17 protein-coding genes are annotated in these 21,073 nt (G+C 50.3%); 10 read left to right on the top strand and 7 right to left on the bottom strand.

Translation table 11 applies throughout. From position 1 onward, the window contains the following. Positions 1–323 precede the first annotated feature (323 nt). Entirely contained in the window at positions 324–2,225 is a 1,902-nt protein-coding gene (locus tag LCH85_13990) for a cellulase family glycosylhydrolase (GenBank protein MCA0353099.1), read from the top strand. Between the two features lie 293 nt (positions 2,226–2,518). Here LCH85_13990 and LCH85_13985 read toward each other — a convergent pair whose 3' ends face one another. From LCH85_13985 to LCH85_13970, 4 genes are read right to left on the bottom strand one after another with little or no spacing between them, the layout of a single operon-like run. Continuing rightward, positions 2,519–3,070: a sigma-70 family RNA polymerase sigma factor gene (locus LCH85_13985; protein ID MCA0353098.1), complete on the bottom strand. Its 552-nt coding sequence runs from the start codon at positions 3,068–3,070 to the stop codon at positions 2,519–2,521. Then, the gene (locus LCH85_13980; GenBank protein ID MCA0353097.1) at positions 3,067–4,161 is read right to left on the bottom strand and encodes an NAD(P)/FAD-dependent oxidoreductase; all 1,095 of its coding nucleotides are present in this window, start codon (positions 4,159–4,161) and stop codon (positions 3,067–3,069) included. The genes LCH85_13985 and LCH85_13980 overlap by 4 nt, the downstream gene beginning before the upstream one ends. Further along, positions 4,154–5,380, bottom strand: a complete 1,227-nt coding sequence (locus LCH85_13975; protein MCA0353096.1) for an MFS transporter — start codon at positions 5,378–5,380, stop codon at positions 4,154–4,156. Before LCH85_13975 ends, LCH85_13980 begins: the two co-directional genes overlap by 8 nt. A 45-nt stretch (positions 5,381–5,425) precedes the next feature. Then, entirely contained in the window at positions 5,426–6,730 is a 1,305-nt protein-coding gene (locus LCH85_13970; GenBank protein ID MCA0353095.1) for an NAD(P)-binding domain-containing protein, read from the bottom strand. 278 nt (positions 6,731–7,008) lie between these two features. On the opposite strand from LCH85_13970, the gene LCH85_13965 reads away from it, so the two are divergent. Next, complete coding sequence (locus tag LCH85_13965) at positions 7,009–7,320, top strand: hypothetical protein (protein MCA0353094.1); 312 nt, start codon at positions 7,009–7,011, stop codon at positions 7,318–7,320. A gap of 138 nt (positions 7,321–7,458) precedes the next feature. Continuing rightward, a complete protein-coding gene (locus tag LCH85_13960; GenBank protein ID MCA0353093.1) occupies positions 7,459–9,588 on the top strand; it encodes a M12 family metallo-peptidase in 2,130 nt (709 codons plus the stop codon). Positions 9,589–9,674: 86 nt separating this feature from the next. On the opposite strand, the gene LCH85_13955 is transcribed toward LCH85_13960, so the two are convergent. The 3 genes from LCH85_13955 to LCH85_13945 form a co-directional block, all read right to left on the bottom strand. Next, entirely contained in the window at positions 9,675–10,061 is a 387-nt protein-coding gene (locus LCH85_13955) for a response regulator (GenBank protein ID MCA0353092.1), read from the bottom strand. A gap of 222 nt (positions 10,062–10,283) precedes the next feature. Further along, on the bottom strand, positions 10,284–12,686 hold the full coding sequence (locus LCH85_13950) for a DUF3488 and transglutaminase-like domain-containing protein (GenBank protein MCA0353091.1): 2,403 nt from the start codon (positions 12,684–12,686) through the stop codon (positions 10,284–10,286). 86 nt (positions 12,687–12,772) lie between these two features. Beyond that, a complete protein-coding gene (locus LCH85_13945; GenBank protein ID MCA0353090.1) occupies positions 12,773–13,543 on the bottom strand; it encodes a TatD family hydrolase in 771 nt (256 codons plus the stop codon). A 140-nt stretch (positions 13,544–13,683) separates the two neighbouring features. Between LCH85_13945 and LCH85_13940 the strand changes: the two genes are divergently transcribed. The 7 genes from LCH85_13940 (at position 13,684) to LCH85_13910 (ending at position 20,989) form a co-directional block, all read left to right on the top strand. Next, positions 13,684–14,112 carry an OsmC family peroxiredoxin gene (locus tag LCH85_13940; GenBank protein MCA0353089.1) on the top strand — a complete coding sequence of 143 codons (429 nt, stop codon included), beginning with the start codon at positions 13,684–13,686 and terminating at the stop codon, positions 14,110–14,112. Positions 14,113–14,359: 247 nt separating this feature from the next. Continuing rightward, positions 14,360–14,899 (top strand): SCP2 sterol-binding domain-containing protein, encoded by a 540-nt coding sequence (locus LCH85_13935; GenBank protein ID MCA0353088.1) that lies wholly within the window; start codon positions 14,360–14,362, stop codon positions 14,897–14,899. Positions 14,900–14,994: 95 nt separating this feature from the next. Further along, on the top strand, positions 14,995–16,086 hold the full coding sequence (locus LCH85_13930; GenBank protein MCA0353087.1) for an acyl-CoA dehydrogenase family protein: 1,092 nt from the start codon (positions 14,995–14,997) through the stop codon (positions 16,084–16,086). 170 nt (positions 16,087–16,256) lie between these two features. Next, complete coding sequence (locus tag LCH85_13925; protein MCA0353086.1) at positions 16,257–17,528, top strand: acyl-CoA dehydrogenase family protein; 1,272 nt, start codon at positions 16,257–16,259, stop codon at positions 17,526–17,528. 67 nt (positions 17,529–17,595) lie between these two features. Next, positions 17,596–18,747 (top strand): DUF2236 domain-containing protein, encoded by a 1,152-nt coding sequence (locus tag LCH85_13920; protein ID MCA0353085.1) that lies wholly within the window; start codon positions 17,596–17,598, stop codon positions 18,745–18,747. 80 nt (positions 18,748–18,827) lie between these two features. Continuing rightward, the gene (locus LCH85_13915) at positions 18,828–20,132 is read left to right on the top strand and encodes an NAD(P)/FAD-dependent oxidoreductase (GenBank protein ID MCA0353084.1); all 1,305 of its coding nucleotides are present in this window, start codon (positions 18,828–18,830) and stop codon (positions 20,130–20,132) included. Further along, positions 20,129–20,989 carry a sigma-70 family RNA polymerase sigma factor gene (locus LCH85_13910; protein MCA0353083.1) on the top strand — a complete coding sequence of 287 codons (861 nt, stop codon included), beginning with the start codon at positions 20,129–20,131 and terminating at the stop codon, positions 20,987–20,989. Before LCH85_13915 ends, LCH85_13910 begins: the two co-directional genes overlap by 4 nt. Positions 20,990–21,073 lie beyond the last annotated feature (84 nt).

Below are 21,073 nucleotides of genomic sequence, written 5' to 3'. Positions count from 1 at the left end.
GGCTGAAAATGCAGCTACATCCTATACCATACCGATTCAAATCTCGGTAATCTTTAGTCCTATCTCACCCAATAACCATGGTAATAGAGGGGATGGGCTAGTCCCACAAATTACTTGGGAATACTCCCCCAAAGTGGGATATTCTAGCTCTAGGTGGTTAGTTAGTTTTGCTATCAAATCTGGCTAAAACAGGGCTTCACAAATCAAAAATATTAAGGTATTTTTAGAATTGAATTGATTTGGGATGACCTTTCTTAGGGATCGGTCTCAATCAAGCTTGCTCTAATCGGTTCTGCTATCATTTCAAATACAAGGGAGTATCTATGTCGCAGAAACAACGTTCGTTTCGCACCCGCCTAGCCATAATCGGCGGGCTAGTTACCCTACTCTTGGCTGGTCAGCCTGCTACTACCAAGCCAACCGCTGCCGCCGCTGTTTGCGAGGTCACTTACACAATCTCGAATCAGTGGGATACTGGATTCACCGCTAATGTGAGTGTTAAGAATCTTGGAATCGGTCTCAATAATTGGCAGGTTGGCTGGAAATTTGCGGGCAATCAGGCAATTACCAATCTTTGGAATGGGGTGCTAACGCAAACTGGCGCTCAGGTCAGTGTGGCAAATCCGGCATGGGCCGCCAGTTTACCCAGCAATGGTACTGCGAGCTTTGGCTTCCAAGCTTCGTACAGTGGTAGTAATGCGATTCCAGGCGCGTTTACTCTAAATGGCGTTAGTTGTAACGGCGATCAGCCAAGCCCAACGCCTACCAACACTGCTATTCCTAGCATTCCACCTGCCACCAACACCCCTAATCCGCCAACCAATACGCCAATTGCTACCACAACCGGAACTCCCCGCCCAACTAATACGCCAACCAGCGTCATTCCAACAGTCACAAATACCCCCCGCCCAACCAATACGCCGATTCCAACCACGGTCAATCCAACGGCTACCAGTACCCCAACTGGCAATAACAATAATGACGATTGGCTGCACACCAACGGCAATCAAATTGTTGATAGCGCAGGTCGCCCAGTTTGGTTAACCGGAGTCAATTGGTTTGGATTTAATGCAACTGAACGAGTGTTTCATGGCTTGTGGTCGGCCAATTTGACCACCATGATGCAAAGCATTTCGCAACGCGGCTTGAACATTATTCGCGTACCAATCTCAACTGAATTGATTTTGGAGTGGAAAGCCGGGGTTTTCAAAACACCAAATGTCAACACTTACGCCAATCCTGAGTTGGAAGGCTTAACCTCGTTGCAAATCTTTGATCGCTTCGTGATGCTTTCAAAGCAATTTGGCATCAAGGTGATGATCGATGTGCACAGCGCCGAAGCCGATAATTCGGGCCATTATGCTCCACTCTGGTACAAAGGTTCATTTACCAGCGAGCAGTTTTATCAGGCTTGGGAGTGGATTACTGATCGTTACAAAAATGACGATACGGTAATCGCAATGGATATTAAGAACGAGCCACACGGCACAGCCCACGATAATCAAACCAGTGGTCAATTTGCCAAATGGGATAACTCGACCGATATCAACAATTGGAAATACGTTTGTGAAACTGCTAGCAAACGAATTTTGGCGATTAACCCTAATGTCTTGGTGTTGTGCGAAGGCAACGAGGTTTATCCAAAGGCAGGCGCAAGCTATACCTCAAGCAATAAAAACGATTATCACTTTACCTGGTGGGGTGGCAATTTACGTGGCGTGCGCGATTATCCAGTCAATCTTGGCAGCAACCAAGATCAATTGGTCTACTCGCCACACGATTACGGCCCGTTGGTCTTCAATCAATCGTGGTTCTACCCTGGTTTCACCAAAGAAACGCTTTACAACGATGTTTGGTATCCTAACTGGTTCTTTATCCATGAAGAAAATATTGCGCCATTGTTTATTGGCGAATGGGGTGGATTTTTGGATGGTGGTGCAAACGAGCAATGGATGAAGGCGCTGCGCGATTTGATCAAAGAGCACTATCTGCACCATACCTTCTGGGTACTCAACCCCAATTCGGGTGACACTGGCGGTTTGCTCGGCTACGATTGGGCCACCTGGGATGAGGCTAAATATGCCTTGCTCAAGCCAGCCTTGTGGGCCGATCGCAATGGTAAATTCGTCAGCCTTGATCATCAGATTCCGCTCGGTGGCGCAGCTACTGGCACAACCATCACCCAATATTATCAACAGGGCAACCCGGCTCCAAGCAATCCCTAATTGATCGATGAGCAACAAGACAAAAGCCTTGACAACTTAGGTTGTCAAGGCTTTTGCGACGTATGTCAATAAAATCTAGCGACAACCACAGCTGCTCGCTTGGCTTGAACCACAACAGTTGGTTTTTTCATCGGCTGAGCAGCAGGTTGCTTGTTCTTCGGCTGAGCAGCAATCGTTGTTCGATTTGGTGGTTTCGGTCGTTGGCATAATCGTTCTCCTTAGCATAAATTCAGTTGAAGCAGTATTCAAACGCTTCTACTATTAAAGACGGCCAATTTGCCAAAGGACGCAGCTTATTCGAATTGAATTAATTGGCGATGGGGATGACAACCCAAAACATGGCCAGCAGGATCACGCTCCACCGCACAACATTGATCGAACAATATCCGCAACTTTTGACGCGCCCGCTGAACCCGCGATTTTGTACCTGAAAACGATAAGCCCAACTCGCTACTCAAGGCTTGTTGGCTGATGCCCTCGAAGGCCGTGCGCTGCAAAACCCAACGATCTTGGCTTGGCAAACGATCCAACATTTGCTGAACACAAGCATCAAAGCCTGCTAAGATTGGCGGTTGCTGGTTGTTTTCGGCTACCTGCATTTCATCAAGCGTGCTAGTTTCACGCCGCACACGATAATGATCAATTAATTTGCGTCGGGCAATTTGCCAAAGCCAAGCCTCGCTACGCTCAGAATCCTGCAATTGCTCAGATTTGAGATAGGCCGCTAGAAAAATATCTTGCAACAAATCTTCGATTGCCGCTTGATCGGCTAAACGAGACTGCAAAAATCGCCGAATTGGTTGCGCTAGGTTTTGCCAAAGGTTGGTCAGATCAAGCTGATTCATCGCCCCACCGCCCAGCGACAACAACCTGCTGGTTGCTGCATGCGAGCTTGAACTTGGCGTACCACCCGCGCCGCATCTGGCCCAACTCCACGCAACGTAGCCGAGGCAAAATTGGTTTGTTGCTCCAAGCCAACGTAATACAAGCCCTCAACCGTGGTACTAACACCTGCCCGATGCAAGGGCAAACCAGCCTGATCAAGCGCATTGAGGCCTTGCAAATAGCTCAAATGAGGCCGATAGCCTGTCGCAAACAATACTATGTCAACTGCTTCGTGCTGTCCATCAGCCCAAACTACACCCGTTTCGCTAAAATATTCGAACATGGCTCGGCGTTGGGGTTGGTTTTGATTGATTTTTCTGCTGTACAGACCAGTATCGAGGACAATTCCTTGGGTTCGTTGCTGAATCCAACGGCCAACTCGCGTGTTAAGTGCCAGCCGATCAAAACCTGTCAGCCACCACCACCAATGGATATCACGGCCTGCAATCCGTTGGGCTTGAAAGCGAATTGGCTGGCGCGTAGCTAGGGTCACATCGGCAACTTGAGCCAATTCGATCGCAATTTGAATCGCCGAATTGCCCGCACCAACCACCACAACCCGTTTGCCAACGAAATCTGCTGCATCGCGATAGCGAGCACTATGTAAAATCTTGCCTTGAAATGCAGCTTGGTTGGGCAATTTGGGCATAAATGGCCGCGCAAACGCTCCACTGGCGGCAATAATTTGGCTAGCATGAAATACGTGTCCAGTAGTGCTCACTAGGCGAAAGCCACCATTCTGAGCTTCGATTGTGCTAATTGTCGTATTCGTCTGAATCGGCAAATCGAAATGTTCAGCATAGCGCTGCAAATAGGCCACAACAGCATCGCGCTGCGGGTAGCTATCGGCAGGCGCAGGGAAAGCCATGCCTGGCAAACTTGAAAATCGCGCAGGCGAAAACAAGCTCAAACTATCGTAATAGGCGGGCCACGAGCCACCAACGCTGGCTTGGGCCTCGATAATTTGAAATGGAATTTTAGCTTGTTGCAGCCAATAACCAGCCGCTAAGCCAGCCTGACCAGCCCCAATCACAATCGTTTGATTAGCCATTACTTGCACCTCGAATCAAATAAATTGCCGCTGCACTGATCAAACACATCAGCAACAACAAGCCAAACAGCGGTTGATAGCTATGCCACAATCCCACCAACAAGCTAGCCAAAACCGGAGCCAAGGCCCGAGCTGTTGTGGTCAACAATGCCAACGCCCCGCTAATGCTGGCATATTGGGCTGTGCCAAAAACATCGGCAACCAATGCTGCTCGCGTCGGGGTCAATGCACCTGATCCCGCCCCAAACAAGCAAGCAAACAGCAGCAGCCCTGTCACATTGGGCACAAACAGAAAGATGGCAAACGCAGCACTTTGCAGCAAACACAACATCCATGCCAATTGAACTTGGGGCCAACGTCGCCCAACACTGCCAATAACAATTCGACTGGGGATTTGCGAACCACCCAGCAACGCCACGGCCAAGGCTTGAATCTCTGGGGCATAGCCTTGGGCCTGAATCGCTGAAATCAAATGCACGCCCAAGGTGAATGTTGCCATTGTGGTCAGGCCAAAAGCCAGCGCCAACCACCAAAATGCGCCCGCTCGAACTGCTGTACCCAACGACATCGAAGGCTGAATCGTGGGATTTGGTGTAACGGTTGCCACTGCCAGCGATCCACCATCAGGCAATAAGCCCAAATCGGCGGGCTTACCACGCAACACCAAGCCATGCAACGGAATCGTTAGCACTGCCAAAATCGCTGCCAGCCACAGCAACACTTCACGCCAATTCAGCGTGCCGAGCAACCGTGTGATCAAGGGCACATACACGACGCTGGCCAAGCCCCCACCAACCGTCAAAATTGTCAGGGCATGTTGGCGTTTTTGCTGAAACCAGGCTGCCACCACGGCAAACGCTGGCTCATACAAAATTGCCGCCATCACCAAGCCTAAGCCAGCCCAAATCAGATACCAAGCCAAGAGCGATTGAACATTGGCCCATGCCACCACCAAAATCGTCGCCAAACATGAGCCAAGCGTCATCAAACCGCGTGCACCATACTGATCGAGCCAACGGCCAACTGGCAAAGCCACAATGCCTGAAATAAACACTGCTAGCGAAAATCCGCCAGTAAAATGAGCTTGCGACCAACCCAACTCACGCTGCATCGGGGTTAAGAGCACGCTAAATGCGTAGTAAATCACGCCCCATGAAGTCATCTCGGTAAATCCCAGCGTGCTCACAATCCACCAGCCATAAAACGGGCTTCGCCGCATAACCAAAATCCTTCAGCATTGCAAAAACGATGTTAAGCGACCATGCTACAACTGCAAAAGAATCTCGCTGCGGGTTGGAGTTGTACCACAGCAGGCTTCACCGCCGAATTGGGTTTTGCAAACGCCAGTTTCTGGTAGCACCAATTGCACCTCACGCGCCGCTTGCCAATCGCCAGCAATCGCCGCTACCACCGAGCGCACTTGCTCATAGCCTGTGCGCATAAGGAAGGTCGGGGCGCGGCCATAGCTTTTCATGCCCACAATATAGAAATTTGGCTCGGGCTGTTGCAATTCTTCTGCACCATGCGGGCGTACCGTGCCGCAACTATGCTCATTTGGATCAATCAAGGGAGCCAAAACGCGTGGACTTTCAACCGCCGCATCAAGATCTAAACGAATTTCACTGAGCATGCTTAAATCTGGGCGAAAACCGGTGGTTGAAATTAATTGATTAAAGCCAGTTAATTGCCGTTCGCCTGCCTGCAAATCAAGTTTGCCATTCAGTTGAGTAATGCGCTCAATACCAAAGCCTGTAACCAGTTTAAAGCGCCCGCTTGCCACTAATTGCTCAACCCGACCACCTAAAAGGCCACGTTGGACTAATTGATCGTTAGCTCCGCCACCATATAAGGTTGCATCAACCTGCCCACGCCGCATAATCCAAGTAACGCTGGTTTCAGGTGCTTGCTCAGCCAATTCAGCTAGATCGAGCAAGGCATTGAAGGCTGAATGGCCGCTACCAACGACCGCCACCGAGCGATTGGCATAACGAGCGCGATCGTTGCCCAAAATGTCGGGGATTCCATAGTAAATTTGGTTGTTAGCCGCTGTTTCGCCCAAAGCTGGCACGCCCGCCGCACCCAATGGATTGGGGCTGCGATAGGTTCCCGAAGCATCGATCACAGCTTTGGCAGATACTTGGTGGGTTGCACCAGCGGTTTCAATCGTCAACACAAATGGCGTGGTGGCGCGTCCAGCATTCTTTAATTTATCCAAGCCCAAACGGGTAATTGCCACAACCTTGCTATTGAGCTGTAAATGGGGTTGAATTTGGGGCAATTGGGCTAAAGGCTGCAAATAATTGCGCACCAATTCTGCGCCAGTTGGAAATTCGGCTAAATTGGGAGTTTGCCAACCTGCACCAATCAAAAGCTGCTCCGCCACAGGATCGATATTAAATTCCCAAGCCGAGAATAAACGCACATGGCCCCAACGTTGCACCGAATCGGCGACCCGTAGACCTGCTTCAAAAATAATCGGCGTTTCGTTACGGGCCAACAAATGGGCTGCCGCCGCCAAACCAACTGGCCCCGACCCGATCACCGCCACTGGTAATTGTGCAAAATCCATTCGAAACCCCCTATAAATAATATATTGAAAATTTTCAATATAAAACCTGAAAGAAAATCCATCAGGTAGATGGATAGATTGAAAAATTTCAATTGATTTGTGGTAAAAATACGCTAGCCCGATTGGGGCTAACGTGCACGAATTGACTGTTGCAGAGCATAGCATAGAGATTGAAAAAAATCAATATCGAAAATTGAGTCAATTTCAATCACATTGCGATTGCCAGCGAGCAACGCATTGGATATACTAACAGCACCACAATTTTAAGGAGAGAACCGATGAACATCTATTTATCAATGGACTCAATTCCAGAGCTACGCGGCTACCCCAAAGCTCAACAAAAGATATTATGGCGGCGGGCACTCAAGGAAAATGCTAAAAACAAATTAGTTTGGCTGGGCTATGGTTTGTTATTTCTGACCATATTTGGTGCAAGTATGCTGATTCCAGCGGCTTCGAGTATGCTGGTTGGAATCCTGATTGGTGGAGCAATTGGCGGGATTGCCGGATTAATCAGCAGCCAATTGATTATTGCGGCCATCCGCCCAACTTTAGCTAAATATCGCCATGAGTCAGATCAAGCTTCGTAATTGGGCCAATCCGTCGTAGCATTACCAAGCTACGGCTACAGACGATCACCAAACGAACAGGTGATCGGCATCACCTTCCGCTTACTGCTCACAGCCGTTATAATGAACCACGCTGTGTTTAGCGGAAAAGGATGGATTATGCAAACCAAACGTTCGTTGATCGCCATCGGGTTAGCACTTGCTATCGCCTTGTTGAGTGTGTTTGCGGCCAGTAGCCTCACACCATCCAGCGCGGCCTCGTCATCAGATGGGTTGTGGCAAGATGTTGCTGAACAACGAATTCAGCAAAAAGGTCAGCGCGAGATTGTGCCGTTGGTCTATCGCACGGTCAGCCTCGACCTCGCAGGTTTGAGCAAGCGGTTAGATCAAGCACCTTTGGAAAGCGCGGTGCAGGTGCAACAATCAGCATTTTTGCTGAGCTTACCGCTACCGAGTGGCCAATTTCGCCAATTTCGGGTGGTCGAGTCGCCAATCATGGAGCCTGCACTGGCGGCAAAGTTCCCTGAATTGCGCACCTACTTGGCTCAAGGCTACGACGACCCCGAAATGGTTGCGCGGCTTGATCTTACGCCAAGTGGCTTTCATGGCTTGATCTTGGCTCCAGAAGGCCGTTATTTTATCGACCCCTACAGCCGCAACGATACTGGCAATTATATTGTGTATGATAGCCGTAATTTTGTGGCCGACCCCACCAAACTCGCCAGCAAAGGCAAGACCGATTATGTTGGCGAAACTCCCATCACCAATCCATTCCCTGAGCGTTATAGCATTGGCGAAACCTTGCGCACCTATCGCCTGGCCATGGCTGCCACTGGCGAGTACACCAGTTTTCATGGTGGCACGGTCAATGGAGCAATGGCAGCCATCGTCACCAGCGTCAATCGCGTTAACACGGTTTACGAACGCGATATCTCGGTACGCATGGTTTTGGTTGCCAACAATAACTTAATTGTCTATACCAATGGCGGCACTGACCCTTACACCAACGACGATGGCTTTGAGATGTTGGGCGAAAATCAAACCAACCTCACCAGCGTAATTGGCAACGCCAATTATGATATTGGCCATGTCTTCAGCACTGGCGGCGGCGGGGTGGCGGCACTTGGCTCAGTCTGTGTCTCAGGCTCAAAAGGCGAAGGTGTCACTGGTTCACCAGCCCCCGTTGGCGATCCTTTTGACATTGATTATGTCGCCCACGAAGTTGGCCACCAATTTGCAGGTAACCACACCTTCAATGGTACAACTAATGCCTGTGGCGGTGACAATCGCGAAGGCCCAGCCGCCTACGAACCAGGCAGCGGATCGACAATTATGGCCTATGCTGGGATTTGTGGCTCGGAAAATCTGCAACCCAACAGCGATCCTTATTTCCATGTGAAAAGCTTGGAAGAAATGAGCGCCTTTGTTACAACAGGTGCTGGCGCAAGCTGTGGCACCACGGCGGCCACTGGCAATACACCACCAACCGCCAATGCTGGCGCAGATTACATGATTCCAGCCAATACGCCGTTTGAATTAACTGGCAGCGGCAACGATGTGAACGGCGATAGCCTGACCTACAATTGGGAACAATATGATTTAGGCTCAGCTTCGCCACCGAATACTGATAACGGCAATCGCCCAATTTTCCGTAGTTTCGATTCAACCACTTCGACCAGTCGTAGTTTCCCACGCTTGACCAATATTTTGAACAACTCGACGACGATTGGTGAATCGATGGCAACGACCAATCGCACCATGAATTTCCGCCTAACTGTGCGTGATAATCGGGCTGGTGGTGGTGGTTATGGCTTGGATACAGCACGAGTTACGACCGTCAATACTGCTGGCCCCTTCCAAGTAACCGCACCAAACACTGCCGTCACTTGGGCTGGCTTCAGCAGCCAAAGCGTTACTTGGAATGTGGCAAACACGACTGCTGCACCAGTCAATTGTAGCAATGTGAATATTTTGTTCTCAAGCAATGGTGGTACGGTCTTTAGCCCAGTGCTGAGCAACACGCCCAATGATGGCAGCGAAAGCATCACCGTACCAAACGTTGCTACCACAACTGGCCGGATCAAAGTGCAATGTGCTGGCAATGTCTTCTTTGATATTGGCAACGCCAACTTCACGGTAACCGCCAGCAATGCAACGGTTACGCCAACCAGCGATGCTACGGCAACCCCAACCCTTACGCCAACGGCAACCGCAACGGCTACTCCAAGCGTAACGGTTACCCCAAGTACATCAATGGTCTACTTGCCAGTAGCCATGAAACAACCCTAAAAATCCGAACACGGCCTACTTGAAATTTCAGGTAGGCCGTGTCCTCCACACAGGATTATAGAGCGTTGAGCTAGCTAAACCGCCATTTAGGCGTGATTAACCACCGAGACATCAAGCAACTTCTCAGAAACTTTGTCAATTAGTTGATCAATAAAAAAGGGCTTGGCAATCAATTCAGTTGCCCCAGCCTCACGGGCTTCACGTTGCAATTTTACGCTATCGTAAGCAGTAATCATCAGCATGGGTTGGGTTGCACCTTGCGAACGCAGTGCTCGAATCAGATCCAAACCAGACATTTCACGCATATGATGATCAGTCAAAAGAATATCGCATGGCTCGTGCAGCCATATATTCAAAGCTTCTTCACCATGATAGGCCCGAACTACTTCAACATCAGGGATACTTCGCAGACCAATCATTAGGGTCATTGCAATCGCTGTATCATCTTCGGCAATTAAAATGCGTTTGGTCACGGTCGGCCTCCTACTGTTCTGCTAGCATCCCCACACACTGATACAAGTACTTTGGTATCATATAGGTACTATTGTATAGTGCAGCAGGTACCGGCACAACACCCATATAGGTGAATAAATTGTGATCCTATGTCTAGTTAATGCCGTGGTAGCTCACCCCCGCGAGTGATCTACCACGGCTACGGGTTGTGCCAAAACTAAGTAAAGCAAGATTTGGGCCAGCTAGCGTCGCCAGCGCGGGCGCAAGATTTGTTGCAAAATCGAGCGCCAACCACGGCTGATCGAGCGCGGCCAAAGCGTGCGGCTGACCATAGCCCGATCATTTTCAATTTCCTCAGGGTCAAGCCGCACTTGGCTGCCATATTGCTCGGCGCTATAGGCATCGGCCAACCGCCGCAACGTTCGGCGCTGACCTGGCATTTCTTTGGCCAAATCGCTGGCAAACTCTTGGGGTGTGCGTTCGGGTCGTTGCTCTAAACCAGCCCAACGCGCCAATAAGCCAATAAAACCATAGGCCCGCGCCGCAGGTCGCAAACCACGAAATTCTCGCTGAAACAGTAACCACAGCAACAGAATAATTAAGCCAATCACTCCACAAATAATGGCCAGCCAACGCCAGAATGGGCTGCTTTCGACAACCTGCGCCGCTACATCTTCAGCTGGCAAAGCTTGCGGTTCGACTGTTGGAATTGGCGTGGTTTGGAAGTTTTCGCGTAAATCTTGTAATGCATCAAAATTGGTAGTTGGTGGCTCGACAATTCCCGCATTTGGCCCAATATCATCAGGGTTTTCGCTGTTATCTTCGGCTTGGGGCGGGCCATCAGGCCGAATTGGCACGGTTACATAGCCTGCTGGGGTTGGCTCGAAACGAATCCAGCCATAGCCCATAAAATAGACTTCGGGCCAGCTATGGGCAATCGTATCACGCACGACATAGACTTGGCGATCAGCATCATAATCGCCAGTGGCATAGCCCTGTACCCAACGCGCTGGAATCCCTTGCGCCCGCAACATCAGCACCATCGAGCCAGCAAAATAATCGCAGTAGCCCCGCCGTAGATTGAACAAGAAATTTTCGATCGGGTCGGCATCAGCTGGCGGCGCAGGAATTTGATCATCATAGGGGAATTCGCGCAAATAGCGTTCGATTGCCACCGCTTTATCATAGACGGTTTCGGCTCCTGCCGCAGTCGTTAATTGGCGCGATAAACCAGCAATATTGCGCATCGATTGACTATCGGGCAACTGAACATAGCGCTGCAACCAAGCCGGATAATCGGTCGCTGCTCCACGCAAACTTTGCTTATCAACATTGCTGATCAACGAAACTACACTGTATTCAAAGCCTTCGTTGGCTGGGCCTTGATTGAAATAGATCGCGCTATCGGCAAAGTTAGGCAAAGTGTTCTCGGTATCCGAAACGATAAATGAGTGCTGCACCAAAACTGGAACGCTCCAAGTTAGCGGTGAGGTTGCCGCAGGCAATTGTTGATCGCCACGGGTTTGCATCAATTTGATCGTTTGGGTGAATGGCACACGACCAGTTGTATCAAGCTGGGTTAGGGTATCTTCGGGGTTGATCGGGGTCAAGGCTTCGCGGCGGGTCGGGGTTCGCCTCACTTGCCAAGCCAACTCGCCAGTAGTGTTTTGCCAACCTTTGCCTGTGTATAAATCCCAAGCATTCGAGCGCCAATATTCAGCTGATGGCGCTTTGACTTCGAGCACGACTTCGTTGGTGGCTGAGCGTGCCCCGCCAAGGTTTACGGTATTATTGGAAAAACTAGCCCCACTACCATTGGGCACAACCACATTGCCCACACCTTGTGGCCCACGATCGGCGCGTTCAGCCCCATTATCGGGCAGAAAGAAATCGATCGGGCGGCTCAGATTTTCGCCAAAAATCCGCAATTGGGCATTAGTAATATTGGCAGGCATCAAGGCCGCCATAAACACCAAACTAAAACAGGCTAAAACTCCCGCCCACAGATAGCGCAATGAAAGCCATTCTTGTTGCTCAAGCAAGCCAGCATCCCAGCCGTTTTGGCGTTGGGCATAGGTCTGCGTTACCAAAAAGAGCAGCGCCATCAGCAAAAAGAGCCAGAACGAGGCAATTGGCTTGGGAATTGCATAGGTCAAATTGGCCATCAACAGGCTACCATTCAGCAGCACCAAACGCCAATTCCAGTTCCAACGAAACAGCAGCCAAATCGTGCTATAAGCAAAAATCCAAGCTAACAGTAAGCCTGCCAACGAAAAGAGATAATAATCTTCAATTTGCTCACCAGTTTTAACCGCCCGAATTGCTGCAATCCCCCGAATCAGCATATCCGTCCAGCGATCAACTTGGCTATCAAGCCGTTCATCAAGCGGTAAAAAGCGAATTGACCATGCCAAGCCCATGAAAAAACTAAACACATGGGCCAAAAACGAGGGCAAGGCTTGCCAACGCGCAAACAAGGCTGCCACAATCAAACCGCCGAGTGCCACAATCCGCATGCGTTCAAAACCCTCAACCCATTCCGATTCGACCACATTGGTCACAACCAACAAGGCCATCAGGCTGGCAAGCGTCCAGGTTAATAACCCATAGCCTGGTTGAACAAAAGCGCGAATTCGTTGCAGCATAGGGGATTCCTCAATCTAGCAGGCAGGCTACTTCTATTTTAAAATGGCTCTCGGCACTGCTGGGTTAGCAGTTGATGAGCATTGGTTTAGGCGAGCAAGCGCTGAAATAAGCGTTCAGCATTGGCCGTGGTGATCGTCGCAACTTGATCAAGGCTTAAATCGCGCAAACGAGCGATCGCTTCCGCCACATAAGCCACATAGCTTGGCTCATTGCGTTTACCACGATATGGATGCGGCGTAAGATACGGGGCATCAGTTTCAATTAATATGCGATCAAGCGGCACACGCTGAACCACATCCTGCAACTCAACAGCTTTTTTGAAAGTTACTGGACCAGAGAACGAAAGATAAAACCCCACATCCAAACAAGCTTCGGCATAAGCCCAATCGCCACTAAACGAGTGCATTACTCCAGCCTGGCCGCGTGCCGCCGAATCCAAAATCCGTACTGTATCGGCCATTGCATCGCGGCTGTGGATGACGACCGGAAAATCCAGTTCGCGGGCCATTGCCAGTTGTTGGCGAAAGAGTTGCTCTTGAATATCGTGGGGCGCACGATCATGGTAATAATCAAGCCCAATTTCACCCAAAGCAACCACCCGTGGTTGTGCCAATAACTCGCGAATTTGGGCTAATTCAGCCTCACCAGTGTTTAAGGCATAAAGTGGTTGAATACCAGCACTAGCCCAGACCATTGGCTGGCTTTGAGCTAAGGCAACGCTGGCACGTGACGAGGGCAAATCGTAGCCAATATTGATCATGCGAGTTACGCCAACGGCTTGGGCACGCTCAAATACTGCCGCTCGGTCATCATTAAATTGATCGCTATGAACATGAGTGTGGGTATCAATTAACATGGATTTTCCTACGGTGCTAAGGCTCTCTCAAAAGCAATAGTTGGCACAACACAGCCAAACACGATTATACCCAAACATCGCACACAATAGCAAAATTCTGTTACCATAGAACCACGATTAAGTTATGGAGGATGATTCCTATGGCAGTACGTTCGGCTGAAGCAACATGGACTGGCTCTTTACGCGAAGGCGCAGGCTCGGTCAAAACTGGCAGTGGCGCAGTGGAAGGTAGCTACTCATTTCCTTCACGCTTTGAAGATGGCACTGGCACCAACCCCGAAGAATTGATTGCAGCCGCTCACGCTGGTTGTTTTTCAATGGCATTGACTGCCGATCTCGGTCGCGGCGGCTTCGAGCCAAAGAGCGTTCACACGGTTGCCAAGGTTCATATCGAACGTGGCGATGCTGGCTTTAGCATCACCAAAATCGAATTACACACCGAAGCCGATGTGCCAAACATCGATGCTGCGGCATTTGCTGAATTTGCTGAAAAGGCCAAAGTAAATTGCCCAATCTCAAAGGCCTTGGCAGCAGTTCCAACCATTGAATTACACGCAACCTTGAAATAACATCAAGCGACTTGGTTAAGGTTCATTCCCCTTGGGCAGCCATTGCTCAGGGGGTTATTATTTTAAATTCTTCAGATTTTAGCCCTTGCCAAGCCTCAGGCCTTGTGAAATTTGGTGCAACATTGCAGCATTGTTAAAACCTCGCTATAATCATGACGCAGTATGTCATAAACTAATGATATACTTCAAATCAAGCAAACAAAAACCTCTCAAATTCATCTGCGTCAATTGCAAAGGAGCACCTTCGATGGCAGACCTCAGCACGATAACCGTTAGTGATTACATTGCGACCGCCCTGCCGGAACAATTGGCAAGCCAAAGTGGTGGCTTGGAAGATGCGACCTATGCAATTCAGTATTTGGTTGATGGAACGGCCTACGCGGTGAGCTATAGCGCTGGTCGCGGCGAAGTAGTCAATGGCACGGTAGAAAATCCATTATTAACCGTGATCCTCGACGAGCCAACATGGCGCGGGGTGATTACCGAAGAAACCGCCTCGGCAGATGCCTTGGTTAGCCCAGCCAAAATGAGCGCTAGCCGCATGGAAAAATTGCAAAATCTCAAGGGCAAATTCAACCTTGAATTGACCAAAGCCGATGGCAGCGTGGCCTATTCAACTACCACCTTCAACGGCGTTGATACCCCTGAAGTCACCCTCATGATGAAGGCCGAAGATTACGCCAAAATCCTCAAGGGCGAACTCAATAGCCAAATGGCCTTTATGACTGGGAAACTCAAATTCAAAGGCGACATGAATTTCCTCATGAAGCTCGGCACACTCATGTAATTGATGAAGGATGAAGGATGAAGGATGAAGGATGAAATAAGTAGCTGTTTCATCCCTCATCCCTTATCCCTCATCCTTCTTTTGAGGGAGCAACGATGATTTCCTTCTCTCCATCTGAAGAACAAGCCCTGATTGTTGATACGCTTAAACGTTTTGCCAAGGATCGTCTGCGCTCGATTTTTCGCGAGGCTGACGAAAATGGTGAATTGCCTGCCGATATTCTGAGCAAAGGCTGGGAATTGGGCTTGGTTGGTTCGTCGATTCCTGAGCAATACGGCGGTTTTGGTGAATTTTCGGCGGTAACTGGTGCGTTGGCACTCGAAGAGTTGGCTTGGGGCGATTTGGCTAGTGCTTTGGCTTTGAGCGCTCCTGCTAGCTTTGCATTCGCAATTTTGGCGGCTGGCACTGAAGCCCAACGCGAAGCGCTGTTGCCTCAATTTAGCGAAGAAAGCTTCGTCAACGCCACCTCAGCCTTGATCGAACCCCGCCTACAATTCAACCCACGCAAATTGCAAACCACGGCCACCCGCGATGGCGATGGCTATGTGTTGAATGGGGTCAAAAGCTATGTGCCACTGGCCAACAGCGCCGAACATTTCTTGATCTACGCTGCTGAAGATGGCCAAACCCAAGCTTTTATCGTGCCCGCGAAAACCACTGGCCTAACTGTTGGTGAGCGTGAAAAATTGATGGGTGTACGGGCGCTTGAAGTCGCTCGCATCACCCTCGATAAGGTAAAAATTGCCGCCGATGCCAAACTTGGTGGCGAAGCAGGCATTGATTTCGGGCGGTTGTATGCGCGTTCGCAGGTTGGCTTGGCTGCTTTGGCGGTTGGAGTTGCCCGTGGAGCCTACGAATACGCCCTCGATTATGCCCGTAATCGCCAAACGTTTGGCGAAGCGATCGGTCAACGCCAATCAATCGCCTTTATGCTGGCCGAAATGCTGGTCGAAATTGATGGCGCACGCTTGATGGTTTGGGAAGCTGCTTGGAAGCTCGATAACAACCAAGAAGTCACTCGCGATGCGCTGATGGCCAAACACAACGCCGACAAAACAGTGTTGATGGTTTGCGACCGCGCCTTGCAAATTCTTGGCGGTCACGGCTATATCCGCGAGTTTCCGGTCGAATTATGGCTGCGCAACGCTCGTGGCTTCAGCACCTTCGACGGCTTGGCAATGGTCTAGTAATAAGGATGAGGGATGAAGGATGAGGGATGAATAATCCAAAGGATGAAATCTAAATTCAGTGTTGCTGAATGTGTGTTCTCATTGAATATCACCCAGATTCATCCCTCTTCCCTCATATTTATTCATCCTTCATCCCTCATCCTTCATCCTTACAAACGGGGGTTCTCATGGCGATTGATTTTAAATTATCCGAAAGCATTGATACCCAACGCCAAATGGCGCAGATGGTTGCTGAACAAATGATGCGGCCTGTTTCACGCCATTTCGATGAGCACGAACACGATATTCCATGGGATTATATCAATGCGATGTGGCCAATTATGCGCCAAAATCCAATGTTTGGTGCTGTTGATAAACCCGAAACTGCAACCGACCCCAGCAAACCCAAAAAGCCCAAAACTGGCAATGTGCGCATGGTGCACTTGATCGAGGCGCTTTCGTGGGGCGATGCAGGTATGTATCTGACCACTCCAGGCGGCGCGTTGGGCGGAGCTGCCGTCGCCGCCGCTGGCACCAGCGACCAAAAAAATCGCTTCTTGGCACGCTTCGGCGAGAGCGAAACTCCGGTTTGGGGTTCGATGGCGATGACCGAGCCACAAGCTGGCTCGGATACCTCGGCAATTCGCACCACTGCCGTGCGCGATGGCGATTCGTGGATCTTAAACGGCGAAAAGATTTATTGTACTGGCGGACGTTTGTCGCTCGAAGAATCACAAGGTTTGGTCGTGGTTTGGGCGACGGTCGATCCCAAATTGGGTCGCGCTGGCATGAAGGCCTTTGTGGTCGAAGCTGGCACACCAGGCATGCAAGTAACCAAGCTTGAGCACAAAATGGGGATTCGCGCCAGCGATACCGCCGCAGTTGTATTCACCGATTGCCGCATTCCATTTGATAACGTGCTCGGCAACCCCGAAATTCCGAAGGCCGAGGCAACCGCTGCCAGCGCTGACGCGCCCAAGGGCTTCAAAGGTGCAATGAAAACCTTTGATGCTACTCGTCCAGCTGTAGCTGCTTCGGCTTTGGGAATTGCCCGCGCCGCCTTGGAATTGTTGCGCGAACAACTTAGCCTTGCTGGCATCCCAATCCGCGATGATGTGCCAGTTAATGAGATGAGCGCCATCGAACGTGATGTGTTGGAATTAGAAGCCCAACACAAAGCTGCTTGGTTACTCACCCTCAAAGCGGCTTGGATGATGGATTCAGGCGAAGCCAACACGGTCGAAGCCTCAGCCTGCAAAGTCAAAGCTGGCGAAGCTGCAACCGTCATCACCCAAAAAGCGGTCGAACTCTTGGGGCCATTAGGCTACACGCGCGAACTGCTAGCTGAAAAGTGGATGCGCGATGCCAAGATCAACGACATTTTTGAAGGCACTGGCCAAATTAACCGCTTGATCATTGCCCGACGGATTTTGGGCTTCTCGTCACGCGAATTGAAATAGGCTTTACTATTGAGCACGTGCTGGTTTGCCAGTACGTGCTTTTTGATTTTTAGCCAAGAGGTCGTTCATGCAAGCCCCTGCGAGTGTTATCAACCATTCCAAACTTCAAGCAACCTTTGGTCAAGCCAGCTTCGAACAACTCGTCCATGCCACCTATCAGGGTGATCCATTAGCCGATGCAGTGATTGCTGAATTTGCTCAATATGGGCGGCCTGCCCGCCAAGCGCTACAAACGGGCTTGGTTGAAGGGCTGGCTCAGATTGAGGGTGATTTTCCGGCAATTCGCGCCTTTGTTGCCGCTGCCGAAACGTTGCCCACTTGGGTTGAGCCTGCACGACTTGAACGCGGAGCACAAGCCTATTGCTCGATCGGCGTGCTTTGGCTAACCTTGGCGCTTGGCCCAGGTTCGTTGGTGCATACCTACAGTGCTCCGACAATTGCCGATCTTTTGGTGCAAACTGGCGATCTTGAGCATATGGCAACCAAACGCATCATCGAAACTGGCACATGGGGCATGGCGATTGCCATTCCACAACAGCTGCAACGCGGCGGCTTGGGCTATGTGCATAGTTTGCAAGTGCGCTTGTTGCATGCCCAAATTCGTAGCGTCATGCTCAAACGCGGCTGGGATCAAACCAAAACTGGCTTGCCGATCAATCAATTGGAGATGGTTCGGACGTGGCTCGATTTTACCTACGTACCGTTTACCGCGCTGGCGCGTTTTGGTATCGATTTCACTGCTGCTGAATTGAGCGATTTGTATCATCTTTGGCGATATATTGGCTATTTGCTGGGAATCGACCCCAGTATTTACCAGCATGTGGTCGATCAAGCTTCGGCAGCCCGCTTGTTGGAATGGGTTGATGGTAGTATGCAGCCGCCTAATGCCAACTCTCGCCGCTTGACCGCCGCTATGATCCAAGCCGTCAGCGAATTGGTTCAGCCGTTGATTAAGCGTTCGTTCAAATTTTCGTTTGCTTTGGTAACCGCGCTAACTCACCATTTTCATGGCCGCCAACTTTCGCAGCAACTGGGGATCAAACGCTCATGGATTAGCCTACTAGTTCCGTTGGTTGTTTTGGCAAATCGTTGGCAACGCCGCAAATTGCGCCGCAATCCCAACGCTTGGCAAACCCAAATTCAGGCTACTGCTGCCGATTTTCGCGAACGGGTGGTCAACGCCAATCCAACTGCTTATCAATCCAAAAAAGATGGCTAAAATCGAATAGCTTGCATGTCACATTACAGCCAACTCAATCGTCATAGCTCTAGAATGTTTTTTACAAACTGGAGTTAACGATGAACACTCAAAACCCTGTAGTGGTGATTGGCGGCGGGTTGGCAGGCTTGACAGCAGCAAATTATCTGGCGCGGGCTGGCAAGCAGGTGATCGTTTTGGAGCGGGCGAAGCACTTGGGCGGGCGTGCTCGTACCAATCGCGAACATGGTTTTGAGATTAATTTTGGCCCACACGCCTTATATTTGAAGGGCGCTGGGGCACGCGTGCTGCGTGAATTGAATTTGTTACCAGCAGGCTCAAAGCCAATCGCGCCCGACGTGCTGTTGGCTGAGCAACAGCTTTATCCAACTAAATCGATTAAAGCAGCACTCACAATACCGTTGCTCAATCACCGCGCCAAATGGCAATTTTTGCGTACCTTTGCCAAAATTCCATTCATCAACCCAGCCAATTATGCCGATCGTAGCTTTGCCCAATGGATCGAGCAGCAAGCCGATGAGCCACACGCTCGCCAATTGTTGGCAATGTTTGGGCGTTTGACCACCTACGGCGCGGCCAACGACCTGCAAAGCGCCGCCGCCACGCTCGAAAATATCAAAACTGGTTTGGCTGGAGTGTTGTATGTTGATCATGGCTGGCAAGTGATCGTTGAATCGTTGATCAACAAAGCGCGTCAAGCGGGCGTTGAACTACGTACCAGCCAACGGGTTCAAGCAATCCAACCAAGCCATGCAGGGGTAACGATTCAATTAGCTGATGGCACAACTATGCAAGCTGAGGCAGTAGTTTTAGCGGTTACGCCGCAGGCAGCCAACGAATTAGTCGGCACAAGCCAGCACTTTCAGCGCCACTATCAACGGTTGTTGCCGATTACTGCTGCTTGTTTGGATGTTGGCTTGCGTCAATTGCCTCAACCACAGCGACGCTTTTTATTGGGCGTTGATCAGCCTTATTATGCGGTTGCCCATTCTAGCTATGCCAAACTTGCAACGCCAGGTCAAGCATTAATTCATGTGATGAAATATCTCGACCCGCGCCAAACCTATGATCCCAAGCAAACCCGCGCCGAATTAGAACAATTATTGGATCAATATCAGGCTGGCTGGCGCGACCAATTGATTACTAGCCAATTTTTGCCATCAATTACTGTCAGTTATGATACGCCGCAGGTGCAATTTGGCGGCTTGGCGGGCCGCACCCCCGTGGTTTTGGATGATTGCCCGAACGTTTATTTGGCGGGTGATTGGGTTGGAACCGAGGGTCAATTGGCCGATGCCAGCTTTGCTAGCGGCTACACTGCGGCCAAACAGCTGCTACAACCAGCCACTCAAAGCCAGATGCGCAGCATAGGAGCCTTGGCATGAACCATGTTGAGCTATTTGAAAGCTATCGGGGCTACGTGTTTGGCATTGCCTATCGCATGCTTGGCAGCGTGATGGATGCCGAAGATTGTTTGCAAGAAACCTTTTTGCGTTGGCAAAGCCATGCCGAGCAAGTTGAAAACCCACGGGCTTGGTTGGCAACCGTGGCAACTCGCTGGTGCCTTGATCAGCTCAACACGGCGCGACATCAACGTGAGCAATACATCGGCGAATGGCTGCCAGAGCCATTAATTATTGCCGCGCCTAGCAGCAATCTAGAACAACTCGAATCGTTATCAACGGCATTTTTGGTGCTGCTCGAACGGCTTTCGCCTGCTGAACGCGCAGTTTTCTTACTGCACAAAGTTTTTGGCTACGAATATAGCGAAATTGCCGAGATTGTCGGCAAAACTCCAGCGGCCTGTCGTCAACTTGGCCATCGGGCTGCCGAACATGTGGCCCAAGCTCGTCCACGCTTCAAGGTTGAGCCAAGCGTGCAGCAACGGCTGAGCGAACAATTTTTGCAAAGTTGTGCAACTGGCGATTTAAATGGCTTGATGAGTTTGCTTACAGAAGATGTTGTATTGCGCAGCGACGGCGGTGGCGTGGTCCAAGCAGCACGAAATCCAATTTATGGGCCGACGGCGGTTGGGCGCTTCTTGCTCGGCGTATTGCCCAAATTGCCTGCCAATAGCATTTTTGAACCACGTCTGATCAATGGACAAGCTGGATTTGTGGCGCTGGTCGATGGGCATGCCAGCGGCACATTGATTTTAGATATGTTCGATCAACAGATTGCTGGGATTTATATTATGCTCAACCCGCAAAAATTGCAGCATCTAACGCAACCGTTGGGCTAATCTGAGTACTGGCGACACCACGATTAACAACAGCAGTCACAATTTGTTGAATCGGCACGCTTGGCCTATACTGCATCACGGGAT

The organism is Chloroflexota bacterium, assembly GCA_020161265.1.
GTDB lineage: Bacteria > Chloroflexota > Chloroflexia > Chloroflexales > Herpetosiphonaceae > Herpetosiphon.
The sequence above is the reverse complement of the archived record's forward strand: the minus strand, read 5'-3'. Positions and strand labels throughout refer to the sequence as shown.